The following is a 19,195-nucleotide window of genomic DNA, read 5'->3' on the forward strand; positions in this document are numbered from 1 at the left end:
CCCCAGGACTGCGGGGCCCATTCCCGGGTCAGGCCGTCGCCTTCTCGATCTCCCGCGGCTTGAGTTCCGCGTTCTCGAGTACGTCCCTCAAGTGCCGCTCGACGACGGGCAGCACCTCGTCGATCGTCACGTCCCGGCCGAGCTCGCCCGCGAGGGAGGCGACGCCCGCGTCCCGGATCCCGCACGGGATGATCTTGTCGAACCACTTGTTGTCCGGGTTCACGTTGAACGAGAAGCCGTGCATGGTGACGCCCTTGGCCACCCGGATGCCGATCGCGGCGATCTTGCGGTCCTCGCGTCGCTGCCCGGCGTTGGAGGGGGCGTACTCGGGGCCGTTCATGCGCGGGTCGAACTCGTCGTCCTGCAGACGGGGGTCGAGGTCCAGGGACAGTCCGCCGAGCAGCGCCCGCCGCTCCACCGGGTCACCGAGTATCCACACCCCGCTGCGGCCCTCGACGCGGGTGGCCTCAAGACCGAACTCCGCGCAGGTGCGGATCAGGGCCTCTTCGAGGCGCCGTACGTGCGCGACCACGTCCACCGGACGCGGGAGCTTCTGGATCGGGTAGCCCACCAGCTGGCCCGGGCCGTGCCAGGTGATCTTGCCGCCGCGGTCGACGTCGACGACCGGGGTCCCGTCGAGCGGCCGCTCGCTGTCCGCGGTGCGCCGGCCGGCCGTGTAGACCGGCGGGTGCTCCAGGAGCAGCACGGTGTCGGGGACCTCGTCGGCGAACCGGGCCGCGTGCACCCGGCGTTGCTCGTCCCACGCCACCTGGTACTCGACCGCGTCGGCACCGAACCCCATGCGGACGAACCGCAACCCACTCACGGCAAGCGCCTCCCTAGAAGCTGGTAAGGCACGACGTGTGCCTACGCCACTGTACGACCGGCCCTCGCGCGTCAGCCCGGCAGCCAATCCTCACACGATCGGATGAACGAACGTCGAAGTGTGCGATCGACTCCTCACTCTCCGCTACATTCGCGCCGTTCACAGAGGCCATAAGGGCTGCTCACAGGCAATCCGGGCAACGCGGCGACCGCACCGGCCGACGCGAGGCCCGAAGGCAGGAGACCGCACCGCAGATGACGGAACGACCCGCGCAGCGCACTCCCAACCGTCAGCTCGCCGCGCTCATCGCAGAAGCGGGGTTCTCCAACGCGGGTCTCGCCCGGCGAGTGGACCAGCTCGGTCTCGAACACGGGCTGGACCTCAGATACGACAAGACATCCGTGACCCGGTGGCTGCGTGGGCAGCAGCCCCGCGGCACCACCCCCGCCCTGATCGCCGAGGTCTTCACCCGCCGCCTCGGCCGCAGGCTCACCGCCCAGGACCTCGGTCTTGACGCGTGCGCACCGGTCTACGCGGGCCTCGAGTTCGCGTCCTCCCCGGAGGAGGCCGTCGACATCGTCAGCGGGCTGTGGCGCAAGGACTCCGGCAGCCACGCCGAGCTCCGCAAGATCGCGTTCACCCCGGCGGGGCTGGTGGTGCCGAGCCGGGACTGGCTGATCGGCCGCCCCGACGACCGGGTCACCCGCGGCGAGCCGCCCCTCAGGGCGGCTCCGCCGGGCCGCCCCGCCGTCCCGCGCCAGCGCGGCCACACCGAGCGCGGTCCCGGCCACCGGGTCACCGGCGGCGACATCTCCGCCCTCCGCTCGGTCGGCGAGCTGTTCCGCTCCCTCGACGACATGTACGGCGGCGGCCACGCCCGGCAGGCCCTGGTGCGCTACCTGGAGCACGAGTGCGAACCGATGCTGCGCGGCACCTACGGCGAGCAGACCGGCCGCCGGCTGTTCGCGGCCACCGCCGACCTGACCAGGCTCGCGGGCTGGACCTCGTACGACATCGCGGCGCACGGCCTCGCCCAGCGCTACTTCGTGCAGGCGCTGCGGCTCGCGCAGGCGGCCGGGGACCGGGCGTACGGCTCCTATGTGCTGGTCACGATGAGCAGGCAGGCCGTCTACCTCGGGCACGGGCGGGAGGCCGTGCAGCTCGCGCGGGTGGCGCAGCAGGGCGTCGGGACCAACGCCCCGCCGCTGGTCCAGGCGCTGCTGCACGCGGTGGAGGCACGCGCGCACGGCGTACTGGGAGAGGTACGGGCCTGCACCGCCTCACTGGTGCGGGCCGAGCGTGCGCTGGAGGCGGCCCGGCCCGCCGACGAGGTCCCGCACTGGGCGCGGTTCTTCGACGAGGCGCAGCTCGCCGACGAGTTCGGGCACTGCCATCGGGACCTCCAGCAGTTCCGCGCGGCCGCCCAGCACGCGGAACGCTCCCTGCAACTGCGCGCCCCCTCCTACGCCCGCAGCCGCCTGTTCTGCCGGATCGTCCTGGCCTCCGCCCGCCTCGGCCTCGGCGAACTCGACCAGGCCTGCGTCCTCGGCGCCGAGGCGGCTTGCGCGGCGGCCGAGATGCGTTCGGTCCGGGCGATCGAGTACGTACGGGACTTCGAGCGGAGGCTGGAGCCGTACAAGGACGCGTCACCGGTGAGGGGGTACCGGGACAAGGTCGCTGCGCTGGGCTAGGGGGTGCCGTGACGTCGACCCGTGCGGGGTCTGTGCGGCTGGCGTGGTGGCTGATCGCGCAGTTCCCCGCGCCCCTTTGGTGGGTCAGGCGGCCCTGGGTAGGGAGGCGGTCGTGGTTGCGACCCGTGCGGGGTCTGTGCGGCTGGCGTGGTGGCTGGTCGCGCAGTTCCCCGCGCCCCTTGGGTGGGTCAGGCGGCTCTCGGTAGGGAGGTGCTCGGGGGGTCTGACCTGTGCAGGGAGCCGGCGGCTCCCAGGTCCGCGAGGATGGCGGCGGCGGCCCGGTGGGCCGAGTGCAGGGCGCCCTGGACGGTGCTGGTGTCCCGGTGGTCGCCGCACACGTACAGGCCCGCCAGCAGCCGTACCGGACGGCGCGGGTCGTGCGGGGGTCGCATGGCGGGCACCGCCTCGGCGGTGTGGTGGACGGCGAGCGTCTCCCAGCGTCGGGTCGAGGTGCCGTACAGGCGTGCCAGATGGGTGCGTACGGCGGCGTCGAGGTCGGCCGGGGGCGGGCCCAGGACCGTCGAGGAGACCAGGGTGCGGCCGGCCGGAGCGCGGGCCGGGTCGACCCGGCTGACCACCGCCGTGTGCGCGACCGGGCCGCCCCGGTCCGCGTCGAGCAGCAGGGACGCGCCCGTGGCCGGGGCCTCGTCCGCCGTGTGGTGCACCACCGTCACCGGGTGGAACTCCGGCACCCGCAGACCTGGCAGCAGCTCGGCCGCGGCCCGTGCGTCGGTCGCCACGAGCACCGCCCGGCAGCGGATCTCACCGTGCTCGGCGGTCGACACCGAGGTCGTGGAGACCGAGGTGACCCGGACTCCGGTCCGCACGGTACCCGCGGGCAGCGTCCGCGCGAGCAGCTCCGGCAGCGCCTCGGCGCCGCCCTCCGGCACACACAGGCGCCCCCGTGCGAAGGCCCGCAGCGCGAGGTCCGCGCACCGGCTGGAGGTGGTCAGCTCCGGGTCGCACAGCAGGGCGGCGAGCAGCGGGCGCAGGAAGCCGTCGATCGTGCGGGCGGGCACCCCGCGCTCCGCGAGGGCCTGCCCGGCGGGCAGCTCGGGCCGGACCAGCAGCCGTTCGACGGGCAGCCCACCGATCCGGGTGAGCGCGGCGCCGAGCCGGGCCTGGTCGACGGCGGTGCCGAGCGGTGACGTGCCCCGGGGGGCGGTGCGGACGGCGCCGGACGCGCCGACGGGCCGAGAACCCGCCCGGCCCTTCGACGGGACTCCCGGCAGGGGAAGCCCCCGGCCCCTCGGCGCGGCGGCCGGTACCGGTTCCCCCCAGTCCCGGGACATGGAGGCCTGGCGTGGCAGACCCCGGCCCCTCGGTGCGACGGACGGCCTGGGGGCGCTTGCCAGGGCGCGCACCGCATGGAGTGCGCCCCGTGCGCCCCCCGGGTGGGCGAGGGCGGCCGCCCGGTGATGGCGTCCGTCGCTGTGCAGCAGGACACCGGGGGCGAAGGGGCGCAGGACCAGGGCGTCCAGCCCCGGCGTCAGCCGTAGGTCGGGATACGCCGTGGACAGCAGCTGTCCGACGCGATCGAGTCGGAAGCCGTCGACCTTCTCCGTCGACATGCGGCCGCCGACCCACCCGGCGGCATCCAGCACCGCGGTCGTCACTCCTGCGCTGGTCAGTCGATGCGCCGCGGCGAGCCCGGCGACACCGGCTCCCACGATCACGACGTCCGCCTGGTACGCGGGCTCAAGCACGTGCCCCTCCTCGAGGTTGCGCGGCCGGGGGAGACGTCCCGCCTCCAACTGGCCTCAGGGATACCCGAGTTCGGGTCGAGGGTAGGGCCGTGATCGGTCCCGGACAGTCGCGCATCGACAGGGCACGGTCGCACGACGGTCGCATTCGATCGCAGAGGTCACAGTGCCGCCCGGATCGCCTCCTCGATCTCCGGGAACGCGAAGGTGAACCCCGACTCCAACAGCCGCATCGGCAACACCCGTTGGCTGCCCAGGACGTCCCCGGCCATCTCCCCGAGCGCGATCCGCAGCACCGGCGCCGGCACCGCGAACAGGGTCGGCCGACGCAGCACCCGCCCCATCGCCGCGGTGATCTCACGGTTCGTCAGCGGCCGCGGAGTGGTGATGTTGAACGGCCCGGACAGACCGTCGGTGTCGATGAGATGCCGGATCGCCGCCACCTCGTCGTGCAGCGAGACGAACGACCAGTACTGCCGCCCGTCGCCCATCCGCCCGCCGAGCCCGGCCTGAAACAGCGGGAACAGCTTCTGCCAGGCCCCGCCCTGCCGGGCCACCACCAGACCCGTCCGGGTGAACACGGTCCGTACGCCCGCCTCCTGGGCCGGTGCCGCGGCACCCTCCCACTCCACGCACAGCTCGGGCAGGAAGCCCTCCCCGGGCGGCGCGTCCTCGTCGACGGGCCGGTCACCGGTCTCGCCGTAGATGCCCATCGCACTGCCGTTCACGAAGACTCGCGGGGGCTCCTCGAGGGACGCGATCGCCTCGGCGAGGGCGGCCGTGCCCAGCACCCTGCTGTCCCGGATCCTCGCCTTGTACGCGTCCGTCCAGCGGTGCGAGCCCACCCCCGCCCCGGCCAGGTTGACCACGACGTCACACCCGGCGAGCCCCGCCGGGTCGACGTGCCCCGCCGCGGGGTCCCACCGGACCTCGTCCCGCGCCCGTGGTTCCCGGCGGACCAGGCGCACCACCTCGTGCCCGTCCGCGGTCAGCGACCGCACCAGAGCACCGCCGATCAGACCGGACGCGCCGGCCACCGCGATTCGCGAAGGTGTCATGAGCGCCATCCTCGCTCAGCTTTCCCACTCCGGCCCGACCGGGGTCTGTCCGTACTCGCCTTTAGGGTGACCGTCATGCCGGTACCCCACATACGCCACGCCGCCCTCGACGACGAGGAGACGCTGGGCCGCCTCGACCGCGAGGCCTGGTCCCCGCTGCACTCCGTCCAGCCACGCCCCCGGCCGCCGTACGAAGCCTTCTACAACGAGCGGTTCGGGCCCCGGGACCACCTCGTCGCCGAACTGGCCGGGACCCTCGTCGGCTACATCCGGCTGGCCCACCCGACATCGCTGGCCTGCCACGCCCACGTCCGCCAGATCCAGGGGCTCGTGGTGTCCGACGAGGCGCGCGGCGCGGGGGCCGGCCGGGCTCTGCTGCGGGCCGCGGGGGAGGAGGCCCGGCGGCAGGGGGCGCGTCGGCTCACCCTGCGGGTGCTGGGGCACAACACCCCCGCCCGCAAGCTGTACGAGTCCGAGGGGTTCGTGGTGGAGGGGATCCTGCCCGGGGAGTTCCTGCTGGAGGGCGCCTACGTCGACGACGTGCTCATGGGCCGCACCCTCTGACCTGCTCCGCGGTGGCGGTCGTACGCCCGTGGGGCGCCCGGCGCGGCGCCCCACGGATCCGCGTCCCTCAGGACGTGACCAGGTCGCCCGTGTCCACCGGGGCCGTCGCGCCGGCCGCGCGCTGCGCGTCGTCGGCGACCTCGTTCACCGTGAGCACGTACCCCGTCTCGTCGTCCGAGGTGGAGCGGGCGAAGACGACGCCGAACACCTGGCCGCCGGTGGTCAGCAGCGGGCCGCCGGAGTTGCCGGGGCGGACGGTGGAGCGGATCGAGTAGATCTCGCGGGTGACCGTCGCGTCACCGTAGATGTTCTGGCCGGTCGCCCGCACCCGGTTCGCCACCGTCGCCGCCTGCAGGTTCAGGTCGCCGTCCTGCGGATAGCCGGCGACCACCGCCGAGTCGCCGCGTCTGGCGGTGTCGTCGAACTTCAGCACCGGGGCCCTCAGCTCGGGGACGTACAGCACCGCCACGTCCCTGTTCGGGTCGAAGAGCACCACCCGTGACTCGTAGGACCGCCCCACACCCCCGATCCGTACGCTGGGATTGTCGATGCCGGCCACCACGTGCGCGTTGGTCATCACATGCTGCGGGGAGTACACGAAGCCGCTGCCCTCGCGGCCCTGGGTGCCCGCGACGCCCTCGATCTTCACGGTGCTCAGCTTGGCCGCGTTCGTCGCGCTCGCCGTGACACTGTCGCCGGTCGGCTTGGCGACCTCGGCCGTCGACTCGTTCTCGAACGGGTTGAAGACCTGCGGGAAGCCCGCCTGGGTCAGCGCGGACGTGGCCCGCGAGAACCAGGCGGGTGTCGTGTCCGGCATGGTGTCCTGGACGGCGCCCAGCAGCGCGGAGTCCCGGATCGCGGTCGTGACCAGCGGGGACGAGGACGCGCCGAGCACACTCGCGACCACCCACGCCACGATCAGCACCGCCACCGAGTTGGCCACGGCCCCGCCGACCCCGTCGGCCGCCCTGAGCGGTCCCCGGTCCAGCTCCCGGCGCAGCTTCAGCGCCAGCCGCCCCGCGAGCTCGTGGCCCACCACCGCCGGAACCAGCACGGTCAGCACCGCGGTCACCGTCGCCGCGGTGGTCCCCGGCGCCACCAGGTCCATCATCCAGGGCAGCACCCACACGCCGATGACCGCGCCGCCCACGAAACCGGCGAACGAGACACAGCCGGCCACCAGTCCGCGCCGGTAGCCGGACGCCGCGTAGGCGAGGATCACCAGCAACAGCAGGATGTCGAGCAGGTCCACGGAGCCGCCTTTCTATCGGACCCTCAGAGGGCGTCTCCCCTAGTACGCGCGGGACGGTCCCAGTGATCAGTCACGCGCTCGCATGGCCACCGGAACCGGCCACGCGTGCGTGCACCTGGAAAAACGTCACGGACCCGGACGATGGTTCCACCGGGTGGCACAGCACACATCGCGGGCGCACCGGATCCGGCCGACAGTGGGTTCATGGGTGTCTCGCGACGGTCGGGGCGACAGCGGTCGGCACGCAGAGGACGCGCGGGCCGGACACCGGGCGCCGCACTCGTGCTGCTGGGCTGCCTGCCCGGTCTGGCCGCGGCCGTCGCGCTGGTGCTGTGCGCGAAGGGCGTCGAGGACGCGGCCACCGACCAGGCCGCCCACCAGGCAATCGTCCCCCGCCGGGCCGCCGCCCCGCACCTGGCGGCCAGACCGCCCATCAGACCCCGCGCCGCCTGGCTGGACGGCGACACCCGTCGCCCCCAGCCGCCGCCGCGCTACGACGACAAGGTCGTCGCCGTCTTCGTCCACCACACCGACTCGCCCAATTCCTACGACTGCGCCGAGACGCCCCGCATCATCCGCTACCTGTACGCGGGCCAGACCGGCTCCCGGGACTGGGACGACCTCGGCTACAACTTCCTCGTCGACCGCTGCGGCACCATCTACGAGGGCCGCGCGGGCGGCCCCGGCCGGCCCGTGACCGGTGCCCACACCCAGGGCTTCAACCACCGCACCACGGGCATCGCCGCCCTCGGCACGTTCACCGCCGGAGTGCCGGTGCCGAAGGCGATGACCGACTCGATCGCCGCGCTGGCCGCCTGGAAGCTGGGCCTGGCCGATATCGATCCCCGCGCGACGGTCCGCCTGGTCTCCAGCAACAGCCTCAGCCGGTACCGGTCCGGCACCTCCGCCCTGCTGCACGCCCTGTCGGGCCACGACGACGCCTACCGGACGACCTGCCCCGGCGCGGCCCTCAGCGCCCGGCTGCCGGAGATCAGGGAGCGGGCGGCACGGCTCCAGGGCAGGAGGTGAGGGCGCGGGGTTCACAGGCACGCCACAGCGCACACGCAGGCTGCTGCGAGATCCGCTCCCTACGGTCGTCACCACAAGCCGACCGGAGGTGGGGATCATGAGCCAGGGCATGAGCGGCGACAGGCGGGTCTGGACGGTGGTCTGCGCGGTCGCGACCGTCGTCCTGGGGCCCGCCGCCGTCACGGCGTCCGCCCTCGACCAGGCCAACAAGGCACCGATGCACCACGCCGTGCGGACCGGCCTGACAGCCGACCGCACACAGGCCTACATCCCGACGGACCCGGTGGCCCGGCGCCGGGCCACCGCGTAGCTCTCAGTCCTCCCTGAACCGCTCCCACAGCCTGGGATAACGCTCCGCCAGCGCCCGTTCGTTCTCGAAGTCGATGGGGGCCCCGGCCGGCTCCGAGGCCGCGGGCGGGATGCCCAGGTCGGGGGCGACGGCACCGGTGAGCTGCTCGTAGGCCTCGTCCGCGGCGTAGCCGAGCTCCTCGCCGTCGCCGTCGAGGTCCTCGTCGAAGTCGTTCAGGAGGTCGGCGAGGGAGTCCGGGGCGTGCACGGCACCCTCGTACGCCTCGCGGCCCTGGCCGATCAGCCAGCACCGGAAGAAGTCGAAGGCGTCGTCGCTCGCCCCGTCCAGCAGGACCCAGGCGGCGCCCCACAGGTCCCAGGTGTACGCGCGGTTGTAGCGGGCCTCGAAGTGACGGGCGAAGTCGAGGACCATCTCCGGGTCGAGCTGGAGCAGCCGTTCCACCAGCAGGTCCGCCTGCTCCTCGGGGTCGCCGCCGGCGGCCTCGCGGGTGGCGTCCACCAGCTCCCAGAACTCCGTCTCGTCCATCACGGGTCCAGCATCGGCCCTGGAAGGGTGGGGCGCACGTGGAGTGAGACGGATTGTTATGTCCCGTACAGCGCTATGTCCGATAGAGGGCGGCAAGGCGTATCGCGTCCTCGGCGAAACGGGCCCGCAGGCTCTCCGGCGCCAGGACCTCCGCCTCCGGCCCGAGCGCCGCGAGCTGGCTGTGCGCGACCTCCTCGGACTCCACCGGCAGGGTCACCGTCACCCGCCCGAACTCGTCCGGGGGAGCGGCGGCTTGCAGCGCCTCCCGGGCGGACGGGGCGTCGACGGCGTACGGCAGGGCCCGCACCCCGTCCCGGGACAGCCGTACGACGACCTCGAAGCGCAGGATCGAGCGGGCGAACTGCGCGGCCCGTTCCGCCCAGAAACCCGGCAGGTCGAACTCCTCGTCCCGCGTGAAGCGCTGCACGCCCGCACTCACCTCCGTGAACCGGTCGATCCGGTACACCCGGTAGGACCCGTGCCCCGCCACCCGCGCGCACAGATACCAGACACCCGCCTTCAGGACGAGCCCGTACGGCTCGAGCTCCCGCACCACCTCGCCCTCACCGCGCCAGTAGCGTGCGGTGATCGACCGGTCGTCCCACACCGCGTCCGCGACGACCGGCAACAGCTCGGGGGTCTTCGGCTCCTGGAACCAGCTCGGCGCGTCCAGATGGAACCGCTGCGCCGCCGTACGCGAGGCGTCCCGCACCGACGGCAGCAGGGCCGCGGAGACCTTCAGCCGGGCCGCCGAGCCCACGTCCTCCAGGCCCATCTCGCGCAGCGCCCCCGGTACCCCCGACAGGAACAACGCCTCGGCCTCACCGCGCGCCAGCCCGGTCAGCCTCGTGCGGTACCCGCCGATCAGCCGGTAGCCACCCGCCCGGCCCCGGTCCGCGTACACCGGCACCCCCGCCTCCGACAGCGCCTGCGCGTCCCGCGTGACGGTCCGCTCGGACACCTCCAGCTCCCGCGCCAGTTCGGCGGCGGTCATGGACGGCCGGGACTGGAGCAGCAACACCATTTTGATGAGACGGGCGGCACGCATACGTTCATGATGCCGTCAGCCACCGACAACGGAGGGGCCCGGCGAGAACGCCGGGCCCCTCCGTCGACGGGCGGTTTCCCACCGGCCGTTTCCGACCGGCCGTTTCCTACAGGCCGTACTTCTCCCGGGCTTCCTTCACGGCGGCCGCCTTGACCTCGCCGCGGCGGGCCAGCTGGGCCAGGGCCGCAACGACGACCGACTCGGCGTCCACCCCGAAGTGGCGGCGGGCCGCCTCACGGGTGTCCGACAGGCCGAAGCCGTCGGCGCCCAGCGAGGAGTAGTCCTGCTCGACCCACTGCGCGATCTGGTCCGGGACCTGGCGCATGTAGTCGGAGACGGCGAGTACCGGACCCTCGGCGCCGTGCAGCGCCCGGCGGACGAACGGGATCCGCTCCTCGCCGCGCAGCAGGTCCGCGTCGGCCTCCAGCGCGTCCCGGCGCAGCTCGGTCCAGGAGGTCGCGGACCACACGTCGGCGGCCACGCCCCACTCCTCGGCGAGCAGCCGCTGCGCCTCGAGCACCCAGTGGATCGCCGTACCGGAACCCAGCAGCTGGATCCGCGGGGCGTTGGCCACGGGGGACAGTCCCGCCGACTCCGCCGTGTTGAAGCGGTACAGGCCCTTGACGATGCCCTCGTCGACACCGGGGGCGGACGGCTTGGCCGGCTGCGGCATCGGCTCGTTGTACACGGTGAGGTAGTAGAAGACGTTCTGGTCCTCGCCCGGGGCCGCCTCGCCGTACATCCGGCGCAGGCCCTCCTTCACGATCGCCGCGATCTCGTAGGCGAACGCCGGGTCGTACGACAGGGCCGCGGGGTTGGTCGCCGCGATGACGGGGGAGTGCCCGTCGGCGTGCTGGAGGCCCTCACCGGTCAGCGTGGTCCGGCCGGCCGTGGCGCCGACCAGGAAGCCGCGGCCGAGCTGGTCGCCGAGCTGCCACATCTGGTCGGCGGTGCGCTGCCAGCCGAACATCGAGTAGAAGATGTAGAACGGGATCATCGTCTCGCCGTGCGTCGCGTACGACGTCGAAGCGGCGATGAAGTCGGCCATCGAACCGGCCTCGGTGATCCCCTCGTTGAGGATCTGGCCGTTCGTGGCCTCCTTGTAGTACATCAGCTGGTCGCGGTCGACCGGCTCGTACGTCTGGCCCTTGGGCGAGTAGATGCCGAGCGACGGGAACAGCGACTCCATGCCGAAGGTGCGCGCCTCGTCGGGGACGATCGGCACCCAGCGCTTGCCGGTCTCCTTGTCGCGGACCAGGTCCTTGACGAGCCGGACGAAGGCCATGGTCGTGGCCACGTTCTGGGAGCCGGAGCCCTTGTCGAAGGAGGCGAACGCCTTGTCCGCCGGGGCGGGCAGCGGCGCGACCGGGTGGACGCGGCGGGCCGGGGCCGGGCCGCCGAGGGCCGCGCGGCGCTCCTGGAGGTAGCGGACCTCGGGGGAGTCGGCGCCCGGGTGGCCGTAGGGCACCACACCGTCGACGAACTGGCTGTCCGAGATGGGCAGTTCGAGCAGGTCCCGCATCGACTTGAACTCGTCCACCGAGAGCTTCTTCATCTGGTGGTTGGCGTTCTTCGACGCGAAGCCCTCGCCGAGGGTGTGGCCCTTGACCGTCTGCGCCAGGATGACCGTCGGGGCGCCCTTGAACTCCACGGCCGCCTTGTAGGCCGCGTACACCTTGCGGGCCTCGTGGCCGCCGCGGGAGAGGTGGAAGCACTCCAGGATCTTGTCGTCGCTCAGCAGCTTCGCCATCTCGACGAGCGCCGGGTCGGAGCCGAAGAAGTCCTGGCGGATGTAGGCGACGTCGCGGGTCTGGTACGTCTGCACCTGGGCGTCGGGTACCTCACGCAGGCGGCGTACCAGCGCGCCGGTGGTGTCGAGCTGGAACAGCTCGTCCCAGGCCGTGCCCCACAGCGTCTTGACGACGTTCCAGCCGGCGCCCCGGAACTGGGCCTCCAGCTCCTGCACGATCTTGAAGTTCGCGCGGACCGGGCCGTCGAGGCGCTGCAGGTTGCAGTTGATGACGAAGGTGAGGTTGTCGAGCTCCTCGCGGGCGGCGAGCGCGAGGGCCGCCGTCGACTCGGGCTCGTCCATCTCGCCGTCACCGAGGAACGCCCACACGTGGGACGCGGAGACGTCCTTGACGGCGCGGTTGGTGAGGTAGCGGTTGAAGCGCGCCTGGTAGATGGCCGACAGCGGGCCCAGGCCCATCGACACCGTCGGGAACTCCCACAGCCAGGGCAGCCGGCGCGGGTGCGGGTACGACGGGAGGCCGCCACCGCCCGCCTCCCGGCGGAAGTTGTCGAGGTGCGACTCGTCCAGCCGGCCGTCGAGGAAGGCGCGGGCGTAGATGCCGGGGGAGGCGTGTCCCTGGATGTAGAGCTGGTCGCCCGAGCCGGGCGACTCCTGGGATTCCTTGCCCTTGAAGAAGTGGTTGAAGCCGGTCTCGTAGAGCCAGGCCGCGGAGGCGAAGGTGGCGATGTGGCCGCCGACCCCGTGTTTCGAGCCGCGGGTGACCATCGCGGCCGCGTTCCAGCGGTTCCACGCGGTGATCTTCCGCTCCATCTCCTCGTCACCGGGCACGGACGGCTCGGCGGCGGTGGGGATGGTGTTGACGTAGTCCGTCTCCAGCAGCTTGGGCAGCGCGATGCCGTTGCCCTCGGCACGCTCCAGCGTGCGCCGCATCAGGTACGCGGCACGGTGCGGCCCGGCCGCCTTGGTGACAGCGTCCAGGGAGGCCTGCCATTCGGCGGTCTCCTCCGGGTCCCGGTCCGGGAACTGGTCGAGCGCGCTCGGCTGGATGGCGTTGAGGTCGGTCATGTCGCCGCCTTCCTCAGTCGAAGGGGGGTTCCCTCATCGGTAAGGGTTCGGGGTGCCCTTGGTCTTTGGCAGGACAGGGCGAGGGCCTCGGTGCTGTGACACCTTGCGGCTTGCGCCGCGCGGCCCGTCGGTGACTTTAACTCCCTGATCGATGATCGATCAAAGGGTTGCGGGTAAAACTTCTTGATAACGAGAAAGTAGGCACCCGGTGCCTTTCGAACAGGCACGCCGTGCCGGGAGTTTCGGGGGTTTTCGCAGGTGAGCATGGGTGTGCTCGGCTGCGTCAGGCTCGCGGAGCGCACCCCAGCACGTGCGCCTTCACCAGCTCCGCGATCCTCGGGTCCCGCCTGCGGAACGCCTGCACCAGTTCCTCGTGCTCCTCCGCGTACGACTGCTGCACCGTCCCCAGCCAGCGGATCGACAGGGCCGTGAACACCTCGATGCCCAGCCCCTCCCAGGTGTGCAGCAGCACCGAGTTGCCGGCCGCGCGGACCAGCTCCCGGTGGAAGCCCACCGTGTGCCGCACCTGGCCCGTGCCGTCGGCCTCCCGGTCGGCCTCGTACAGGGCCGCGACATGCGGCTCCAGCGCCGAGCAGTCCTCCGCCAGCCGCACCGCCGCCAACTCCGCGGCGATCGCCTCCAGACCGGCCCGGACCGGGTAGCTCTCCTCCAGGTCCGCCGCCGTCAGGTTGCGCACCCGCACGCCCTTGTTCGGCGCGGACTCGATCAGCCGCAGCGACTCCAGCTCGCGCAGCGCCTCCCGCACCGGCGTCTGGCTGACCTCCAGCTCGGTCGCGATCCGCCGCTCCACGATCCGCTCGCCCGGCTGCCAGCGCCCGCTGACGATCCCCTCCACGATGTGCTCGCGGATCTGTTCGCGCAGCGAGTGGACGACGGGCGCGGTCATGAGAGCTCCTTAGGAAGGGGCCGCCCCTCGGCCCCTGGCGCGTTTGACGTTTAGACAATACGGCCGCCGGCCCGTCCGGGAGGGGCGCACGGGGGCGCTTTCGCGCAGGTGAGACAAGGCTTACACGCTGCCGGCCGGGTGTCTTCGGCCGAGCCGGAAAAACCGGAAAAGCGGTGCCCCCGCCCGGAAACTCCGGACGGGGGCACCGTACAGCTGCCGCTGGGGGCTACAGGCCGAGCTCGACCTCGAACTCGCCCGCCTCCAGGATGGCCTTGACCGCGGTCAGGTAACGGGCCGCGTCGGCGCCGTCCACCAGACGGTGGTCGTAGGACAGGGTCAGGTACGTCATGTCGCGGACGCCGATGACCGTGCCCTCCTCCGTCTCGATGACGGCCGGACGCTTGACCGTGGCACCGATACCGAGGATCGCGACCTGGCCCGGCGGCACGATGATCGTGTCGAAGAGCGCACCGCGCGAACCGGTGTTGGAGATGGTGAAGGTCGCCCCGGACAGCTCGTCCGGAGTGATCTTGTTGGCGCGGACCTTGCCCGCGAGCTCCGCCGTGGCCTTGGCGATACCGGCGATGTTGAGGTCACCGGCGTGCTTGATGACCGGGGTCATCAGGCCCTTCTCGGAGTCCACCGCGATACCGATGCTCTCGGTGTCGAAGTAGGTGATGGTCCCGTCGGCCTCGTTGATCCTGGCGTTGATGGGCGCGTGCGCCTTCAGCGCCTGGGCCGCCGCCTTGACGAAGAACGGCATCGGGGAGAGCTTCACGCCCTCGCGGGCCGCGAACGAGTCCTTGGCCCGGCCGCGCAGCTTCATCAGACGCGTCACGTCGACCTCGACGACCGAGGACAGCTGCGCCTGCTCGTGCAGCGCCTTGACCATGTTGTCGCCGATGACCTTGCGGATGCGCGGCATCTTGACGGTCTGGCCACGGAGCGGAGACGCCTCCAGGGCCGGCGCCTTCTTGGCGGCATGGCCTCCGGCAGTCACCGCGGCGGCGGCCGGAGCCGGAGCGGCCGCGGCGGCCTTCGCCGCCTCGGCGGCGGCGGTGACGTCCTGCTTGCGGATCCGGCCACCGACGCCGGTGCCCTTGACGGAGGCCAGGTCGACGCCGTTCTCGGCGGCGAGCTTGCGCACCAGCGGGGTCACGTAGGCGCCGTCGTCACCGGAGGTGGCGGCGGGAGCCTGCGCGGCCGGAGCCGGAGCCGGAGCCGGAGCCGGGGCGGGAGCGGACGGGACCGGCTCGGGAGCCGGGGTGGTCTGCTGCTGCGGGGCCGGAGCCGTGGGCGCCTGCGGGGCCGGAGCCGGGGCCGCAGGGGCGGCCGGGGCGGGAGCCGGAGCAGGCGCGGGGGCCTCAGCGGCCGGGGCCGGAGCCGGGGCGGCGGGGGCCGCAGCGGCGGCCGGAGCCGCGCCCGGGGCGCCGATGACGGCCAGCTTGGCGCCGACCTCGGCGGTCTCGTCCTCGGCGACGGTGATCTCCAGCAGCACACCGGAGGTGGGCGCCGGGATCTCGGTGTCGACCTTGTCCGTGGAGACCTCGAGCAGCGGCTCGTCGGCCTCGACGGAGTCGCCGACCTCCTTCAGCCACCGGGTGACGGTGCCCTCGGTGACGGACTCGCCGAGCGCGGGCAGGACGACGTCCGTGCCCTCGGCGCTGCCGCCGCCGGTGGCGGCCTCCGCGGTGGGAGCGGGCGCCGGGGCGGCCTGCTCGGTGGACGGCTGGGCGGCCGGCTCAGGCTCGGGAGCCGGCGGGGCGACCTCCTCGGCCGCGGGGGCCGGGGCGGCAGCCGGGGCGCCGGTGCCGTCGTCGATGACGGCCAGCTCGGCGCCGACCTCCACGGTCTCGTCCTCGGCGACCTTGATCGACGCCAGGACACCCGCGGCGGGCGAGGGGATCTCGGTGTCGACCTTGTCGGTCGAGACCTCGAGCAACGGCTCGTCGGCCTCTACGCGCTCACCCTCGGCCTTCAGCCAGCGGGTGACGGTGCCCTCGGTGACGCTCTCGCCGAGCGCCGGAAGGGTTACGGAAACCGCCATGGTTTCGGTTGCTCCTTACGAATTGCGGAAGTCTGTGTTCTCGCGGAGTCGCGTTGTCGACCGAGGGATCAGTCGTGCGCGTGAAGGGGCTTGCCGGCCAGGGCCAGGTGCGCCTCGCCCATCGCCTCGTTCTGCGTCGGGTGGGCGTGGATGAGCTGCGCGACCTCGGCGGGCAGCGCCTCCCAGTTGTAGATCAGCTGGGCTTCGCCGACCTGCTCGCCCATGCGGTCGCCGACCATGTGGACGCCGACCACGGCACCGTCCTTCACCTGGACGAGCTTGATCTCGCCCGAGGTGTTCAGGATCTTGCTCTTGCCGTTGCCCGCGAGGCTGTACTTCAGAGCGACGACCTTGTCCGCGCCGTAGATCTCCTTGGCCTTGGCCTCGGTGATGCCCACGGAGGCGACCTCGGGGTGGCAGTACGTCACCCGGGGGACACCGTCGTAGTCGATCGGGACGGTCTTGAGACCGGCCAGACGCTCTGCCACCAGGATGCCCTCGGCGAAGCCGACGTGCGCGAGCTGGAGCGTCGGGACCAGGTCACCGACGGCGGAGATGGTCGGGACGTTGGTGCGCATGTACTCGTCGACCAGGACGTAGCCGCGGTCCATGGCGACGCCCTGCTCCTCGTAGCCCAGGCCCTGGGACACGGGGCCGCGGCCGACGGCCACCAGCAGGACCTCCGCCTCGAACTCCTTGCCGTCGGCGAGGGTGACCTTGACGCCGTCCTGGGTGTACTCGGCCTTCGAGAAGAAGGTGCCCAGGTTGAACTTGATGCCGCGCTTGCGGAACGCGCGCTCGAGAAGCTTGGAGGAGTTCTCGTCCTCGACCGGGACGAGGTGCTTGAGACCCTCGATCACGGTGACGTCCGAGCCGAAGGACTTCCAGGCGGAGGCGAACTCGACGCCGATGACACCGCCGCCGAGGACGATCGCCGACTTCGGCACACGGTCAAGGACGAGGGCGTGGTCGGAGGAGATGATCCGGTCGCCGTCGATCTCCAGGCCCGGCAGCGACTTCGGCACGGAGCCGGTCGCGAGCAGCACGTGACGGCCCTGGACGCGCTGACCGTTGACATCGACGGAGGTCGCCGACGACAGCCGGCCCTCGCCCTCGATGTACGTCACCTTGCGGGAGGCGATGAGTCCCTGCAGACCCTTGTACAGGCCCGCGATGACGCCGTCCTTGTACTTGTGGACGGCCGGTACGTCGATGCCCTCGAGGGTGGCCTTCACACCGAACTGCTCGCTCTCGCGGGCCTGGTCGGCGATCTCGCCCGCGTGCAGCAGGGCCTTGGTGGGAATGCAACCCCGGTGCAGGCAGGTACCGCCGACCTTGTCCTTCTCGATCAGGGCGACGTCCAGGCCCAGCTGCGCCCCGCGCAGGGCCGCGGCGTAACCACCGCTACCACCGCCGAGGATCACTAGGTCGAAAACGGTGCTGGCGTCGTTCGCCACGTCACGTCCTCCATGCATGTGCGCCACGCCGGTCTGCGGTGACCGGTCGGCGGCTGGTGTCCGGCCGCTCGTTCTTCGGCCCTTCGGTGGGGGCCCTGTCCTGCCGTGCCCCATCTTCGCACCTGTCGCCGGGGAAAGAGACGCCGGGCCGGGCTGTGAGACGCACCACGCTCATGTGAGAGCGCTGACCTGGCTGTCGGGGGTGGCGGGGCCCCGCACTACCCGCACGCGGGGCCCCGCCGACCACGATCAGCCCAGGTCGCCCGCCGCGGTCAGCTCGGCCAGCCGGACCAGCGTGCGCACGGCCGTGCCCGTACCGCCCTTGGGCGTGTATCCGAACGGGCCGCCCTCGTTGAACGCGGGCCCGGCGATGTCGAGGTGCGCCCAGGTGATCCCCTCGCCCACGAACTCCCGCAGGAACAGCCCGGCGACCAGGCCGCCGCCCATCCGCTCACCCATGTTCGCGATGTCGGCGGTGGGGGAGTCCATCCCCTTGCGCAGGTGCTCCGGCAGCGGCATCGGCCACGCCGGCTCGCCCACCTCCTCGGCGGCCTCGTGCACCGCGGAGCGGAACGCGTCGTCGTTCGCCATGATCCCGAACGTCCGGTTGCCCAGCGCCATCATCATCGCGCCGGTCAGCGTCGCCACGTCCACGATCGCGTCCGGGTTCTCCTGCGACGCCGCCCACAGCGCGTCGGCCAGCACCAGCCGGCCCTCCGCGTCCGTGTTGAGCACCTCCACGGTCTTGCCGCTGTACATGCGCAGCACGTCGCCCGGCCGGGTCGCGGAACCCGACGGCATGTTCTCGGCCAGCGCCAGCCAGCCGGTGACATTGACCTCCAGGCCCAGCCGCGCGGCGGCGACGACCGCGGCGAGGACGGCGGCCGCCCCGCTCATGTCGCACTTCATCGTCTCGTTGTGCCCGGCGGGCTTCAGCGAGATGCCGCCCGAGTCGTACGTGATGCCCTTGCCGACGAAGGCGAGGTGCTTGTTCGCCTTGGAGGACGTGTACGACAGCTTCACCAGCCGCGGGCCCGCCGCGGACCCGGCGCCGACCCCGAGGATGCCGCCGTAGCCGCCCTTGACGAGGGCCTTCTCGTCGAGCACCTGCACCTTGATGCCGTGCTCCTTCGCCGCAGTCTGCGCGACGGCGGCGAACGCCTCCGGGTCGAGGTCGTTCGGCGGGGTGTTGATGAGGTCGCGGGCGCGGTTGAGCTCCTCGACCACGGCGGTGGCGCGCTCCAGCGCCGCCTTGTACGCCCGGTCGCGGGACTTGCCGCCCAGCAGCGCGGCCTCGCCCAGCGGCGACCTGCCGTTCTTGGCCTTGGCGCCCTTGCTGCCGGCGCCCGCGGTGTCCTTGTACGCGTCGAAGCGGTACGCGCCGAGCAGCACGCCCTCCGCGACCGCGCCGGCGTCGGCGGCGTCCGTGAGGGGCAGCGCGAACGCGGCCTTCTTCGTGCCGGTGAGGGCCCGGGCCGCGACACCGGCGGCCTTGCGGAGCGCTTCCGCGTCGAACCCGGCGTCCTTCTCGGGCTCGGCACCCAGGCCCACCGCCACCACGAGCGGCGCCTTGAAGCCTGCCGGCGCGGGCAGCTTCGTCACCTCGCCCTCGGCACCGGCGGCGCCGAGAGTCTCCAGGACGCCGGCGAGTTTGCCGTCGTACGCCTTGTCCACGGCCTCGGCGCCCGGTGCGACGACCGGGCCTTCGGCACCCTTGGCAACACCGATCACGATCGCGTCGGCCCGCAGGCCGGGCGCCGCGGCGGTGCTGAGAGTGAGAGCAGTCACGGTGGTGAAATCTCGCTTCCGTTGAAGTGTGCTGTGGCCGAACACGGGTGGGTCGACCGGGCCCTGCATGCGGCCCTGGAGCCCTCCTGCGGAACGGTCTGTACAGGGCGGGCAAGCCCCGGCATGAGCCTACGCTCGGGTCCGCGCGTACTCACACGGGTCCCGAACTGTT

Annotated in this window: 15 protein-coding genes; 4 read left to right on the forward strand and 11 right to left on the reverse strand. The window is 72.4% G+C overall.

The window, feature by feature from the left end; genetic code table 11:
- Positions 1-28: 28 nt before the first annotated feature.
- Positions 29-826 (reverse strand): lipoyl(octanoyl) transferase LipB, encoded by a 798-nt coding sequence (lipB, locus tag ACFYRY_RS12075; RefSeq protein WP_389142917.1) that lies wholly within the window; start codon positions 824-826, stop codon positions 29-31.
- 254 nt (positions 827-1,080) lie between these two features.
- Here lipB and ACFYRY_RS12080 point away from each other — a divergent pair, with 254 nt between their 5' ends.
- Positions 1,081-2,517, forward strand: a complete 1,437-nt coding sequence (locus ACFYRY_RS12080) for a regulator (RefSeq protein WP_389142920.1) — start codon at positions 1,081-1,083, stop codon at positions 2,515-2,517.
- 188 nt (positions 2,518-2,705) lie between these two features.
- Here the strand turns inward: ACFYRY_RS12080 and ACFYRY_RS12085 are convergent, their stop codons facing one another.
- Positions 2,706-4,223 carry an FAD-dependent oxidoreductase gene (locus ACFYRY_RS12085; RefSeq protein ID WP_389142922.1) on the reverse strand — a complete coding sequence of 506 codons (1,518 nt, stop codon included), beginning with the start codon at positions 4,221-4,223 and terminating at the stop codon, positions 2,706-2,708.
- Positions 4,224-4,381: 158 nt separating this feature from the next.
- Positions 4,382-5,278, reverse strand: coding sequence for a TIGR01777 family oxidoreductase (locus ACFYRY_RS12090; protein WP_389142925.1), 897 nt, complete (start codon positions 5,276-5,278; stop codon positions 4,382-4,384).
- 66 nt (positions 5,279-5,344) lie between these two features.
- Here ACFYRY_RS12090 and ACFYRY_RS12095 point away from each other — a divergent pair, with 66 nt between their 5' ends.
- A complete protein-coding gene (locus ACFYRY_RS12095; RefSeq protein ID WP_389142927.1) occupies positions 5,345-5,842 on the forward strand; it encodes a GNAT family N-acetyltransferase in 498 nt (165 codons plus the stop codon).
- 67 nt (positions 5,843-5,909) lie between these two features.
- Here the strand turns inward: ACFYRY_RS12095 and ACFYRY_RS12100 are convergent, their stop codons facing one another.
- Positions 5,910-7,094: a MarP family serine protease gene (locus ACFYRY_RS12100; protein ID WP_389142930.1), complete on the reverse strand. Its 1,185-nt coding sequence runs from the start codon at positions 7,092-7,094 to the stop codon at positions 5,910-5,912.
- Between the two features lie 282 nt (positions 7,095-7,376).
- Between ACFYRY_RS12100 and ACFYRY_RS12105 the strand changes: the two genes are divergently transcribed.
- Together ACFYRY_RS12105 and ACFYRY_RS12110 are read left to right on the forward strand one after the other, a co-directional pair.
- Positions 7,377-8,123, forward strand: coding sequence for a peptidoglycan recognition protein (locus ACFYRY_RS12105; protein WP_389143742.1), 747 nt, complete (start codon positions 7,377-7,379; stop codon positions 8,121-8,123).
- A 97-nt stretch (positions 8,124-8,220) separates the two neighbouring features.
- Positions 8,221-8,433 carry a hypothetical protein gene (locus ACFYRY_RS12110; protein WP_389142933.1) on the forward strand — a complete coding sequence of 71 codons (213 nt, stop codon included), beginning with the start codon at positions 8,221-8,223 and terminating at the stop codon, positions 8,431-8,433.
- Positions 8,434-8,436: 3 nt separating this feature from the next.
- Here ACFYRY_RS12110 and ACFYRY_RS12115 read toward each other — a convergent pair whose 3' ends face one another.
- The 7 genes from ACFYRY_RS12115 to ACFYRY_RS12145 form a co-directional block, all read right to left on the reverse strand.
- Entirely contained in the window at positions 8,437-8,958 is a 522-nt protein-coding gene (locus ACFYRY_RS12115) for a DUF4240 domain-containing protein (protein WP_389143745.1), read from the reverse strand.
- Positions 8,959-9,031: 73 nt separating this feature from the next.
- Entirely contained in the window at positions 9,032-10,006 is a 975-nt protein-coding gene (locus ACFYRY_RS12120; RefSeq protein ID WP_389142936.1) for a helix-turn-helix transcriptional regulator, read from the reverse strand.
- A 106-nt stretch (positions 10,007-10,112) separates the two neighbouring features.
- Complete coding sequence (gene aceE / locus ACFYRY_RS12125) at positions 10,113-12,824, reverse strand: pyruvate dehydrogenase (acetyl-transferring), homodimeric type (protein ID WP_389142938.1); 2,712 nt, start codon at positions 12,822-12,824, stop codon at positions 10,113-10,115.
- Positions 12,825-13,107: 283 nt separating this feature from the next.
- A complete protein-coding gene (locus ACFYRY_RS12130) occupies positions 13,108-13,731 on the reverse strand; it encodes a GntR family transcriptional regulator (protein WP_389142940.1) in 624 nt (207 codons plus the stop codon).
- Positions 13,732-13,957: 226 nt separating this feature from the next.
- Positions 13,958-15,778 (reverse strand): 2-oxoglutarate dehydrogenase, E2 component, dihydrolipoamide succinyltransferase, encoded by a 1,821-nt coding sequence (gene sucB / locus ACFYRY_RS12135; protein WP_389142943.1) that lies wholly within the window; start codon positions 15,776-15,778, stop codon positions 13,958-13,960.
- 68 nt (positions 15,779-15,846) lie between these two features.
- On the reverse strand, positions 15,847-17,235 hold the full coding sequence (gene lpdA, locus ACFYRY_RS12140) for a dihydrolipoyl dehydrogenase (protein ID WP_356764960.1): 1,389 nt from the start codon (positions 17,233-17,235) through the stop codon (positions 15,847-15,849).
- 249 nt (positions 17,236-17,484) lie between these two features.
- Positions 17,485-19,023 carry a leucyl aminopeptidase gene (locus tag ACFYRY_RS12145; RefSeq protein ID WP_389142946.1) on the reverse strand — a complete coding sequence of 513 codons (1,539 nt, stop codon included), beginning with the start codon at positions 19,021-19,023 and terminating at the stop codon, positions 17,485-17,487.
- Positions 19,024-19,195: the final 172 nt, after the last annotated feature.

It is taken from the genome of Streptomyces sp. NPDC005263, assembly GCF_042872365.1.
GTDB lineage: Bacteria > Actinomycetota > Actinomycetes > Streptomycetales > Streptomycetaceae > Streptomyces.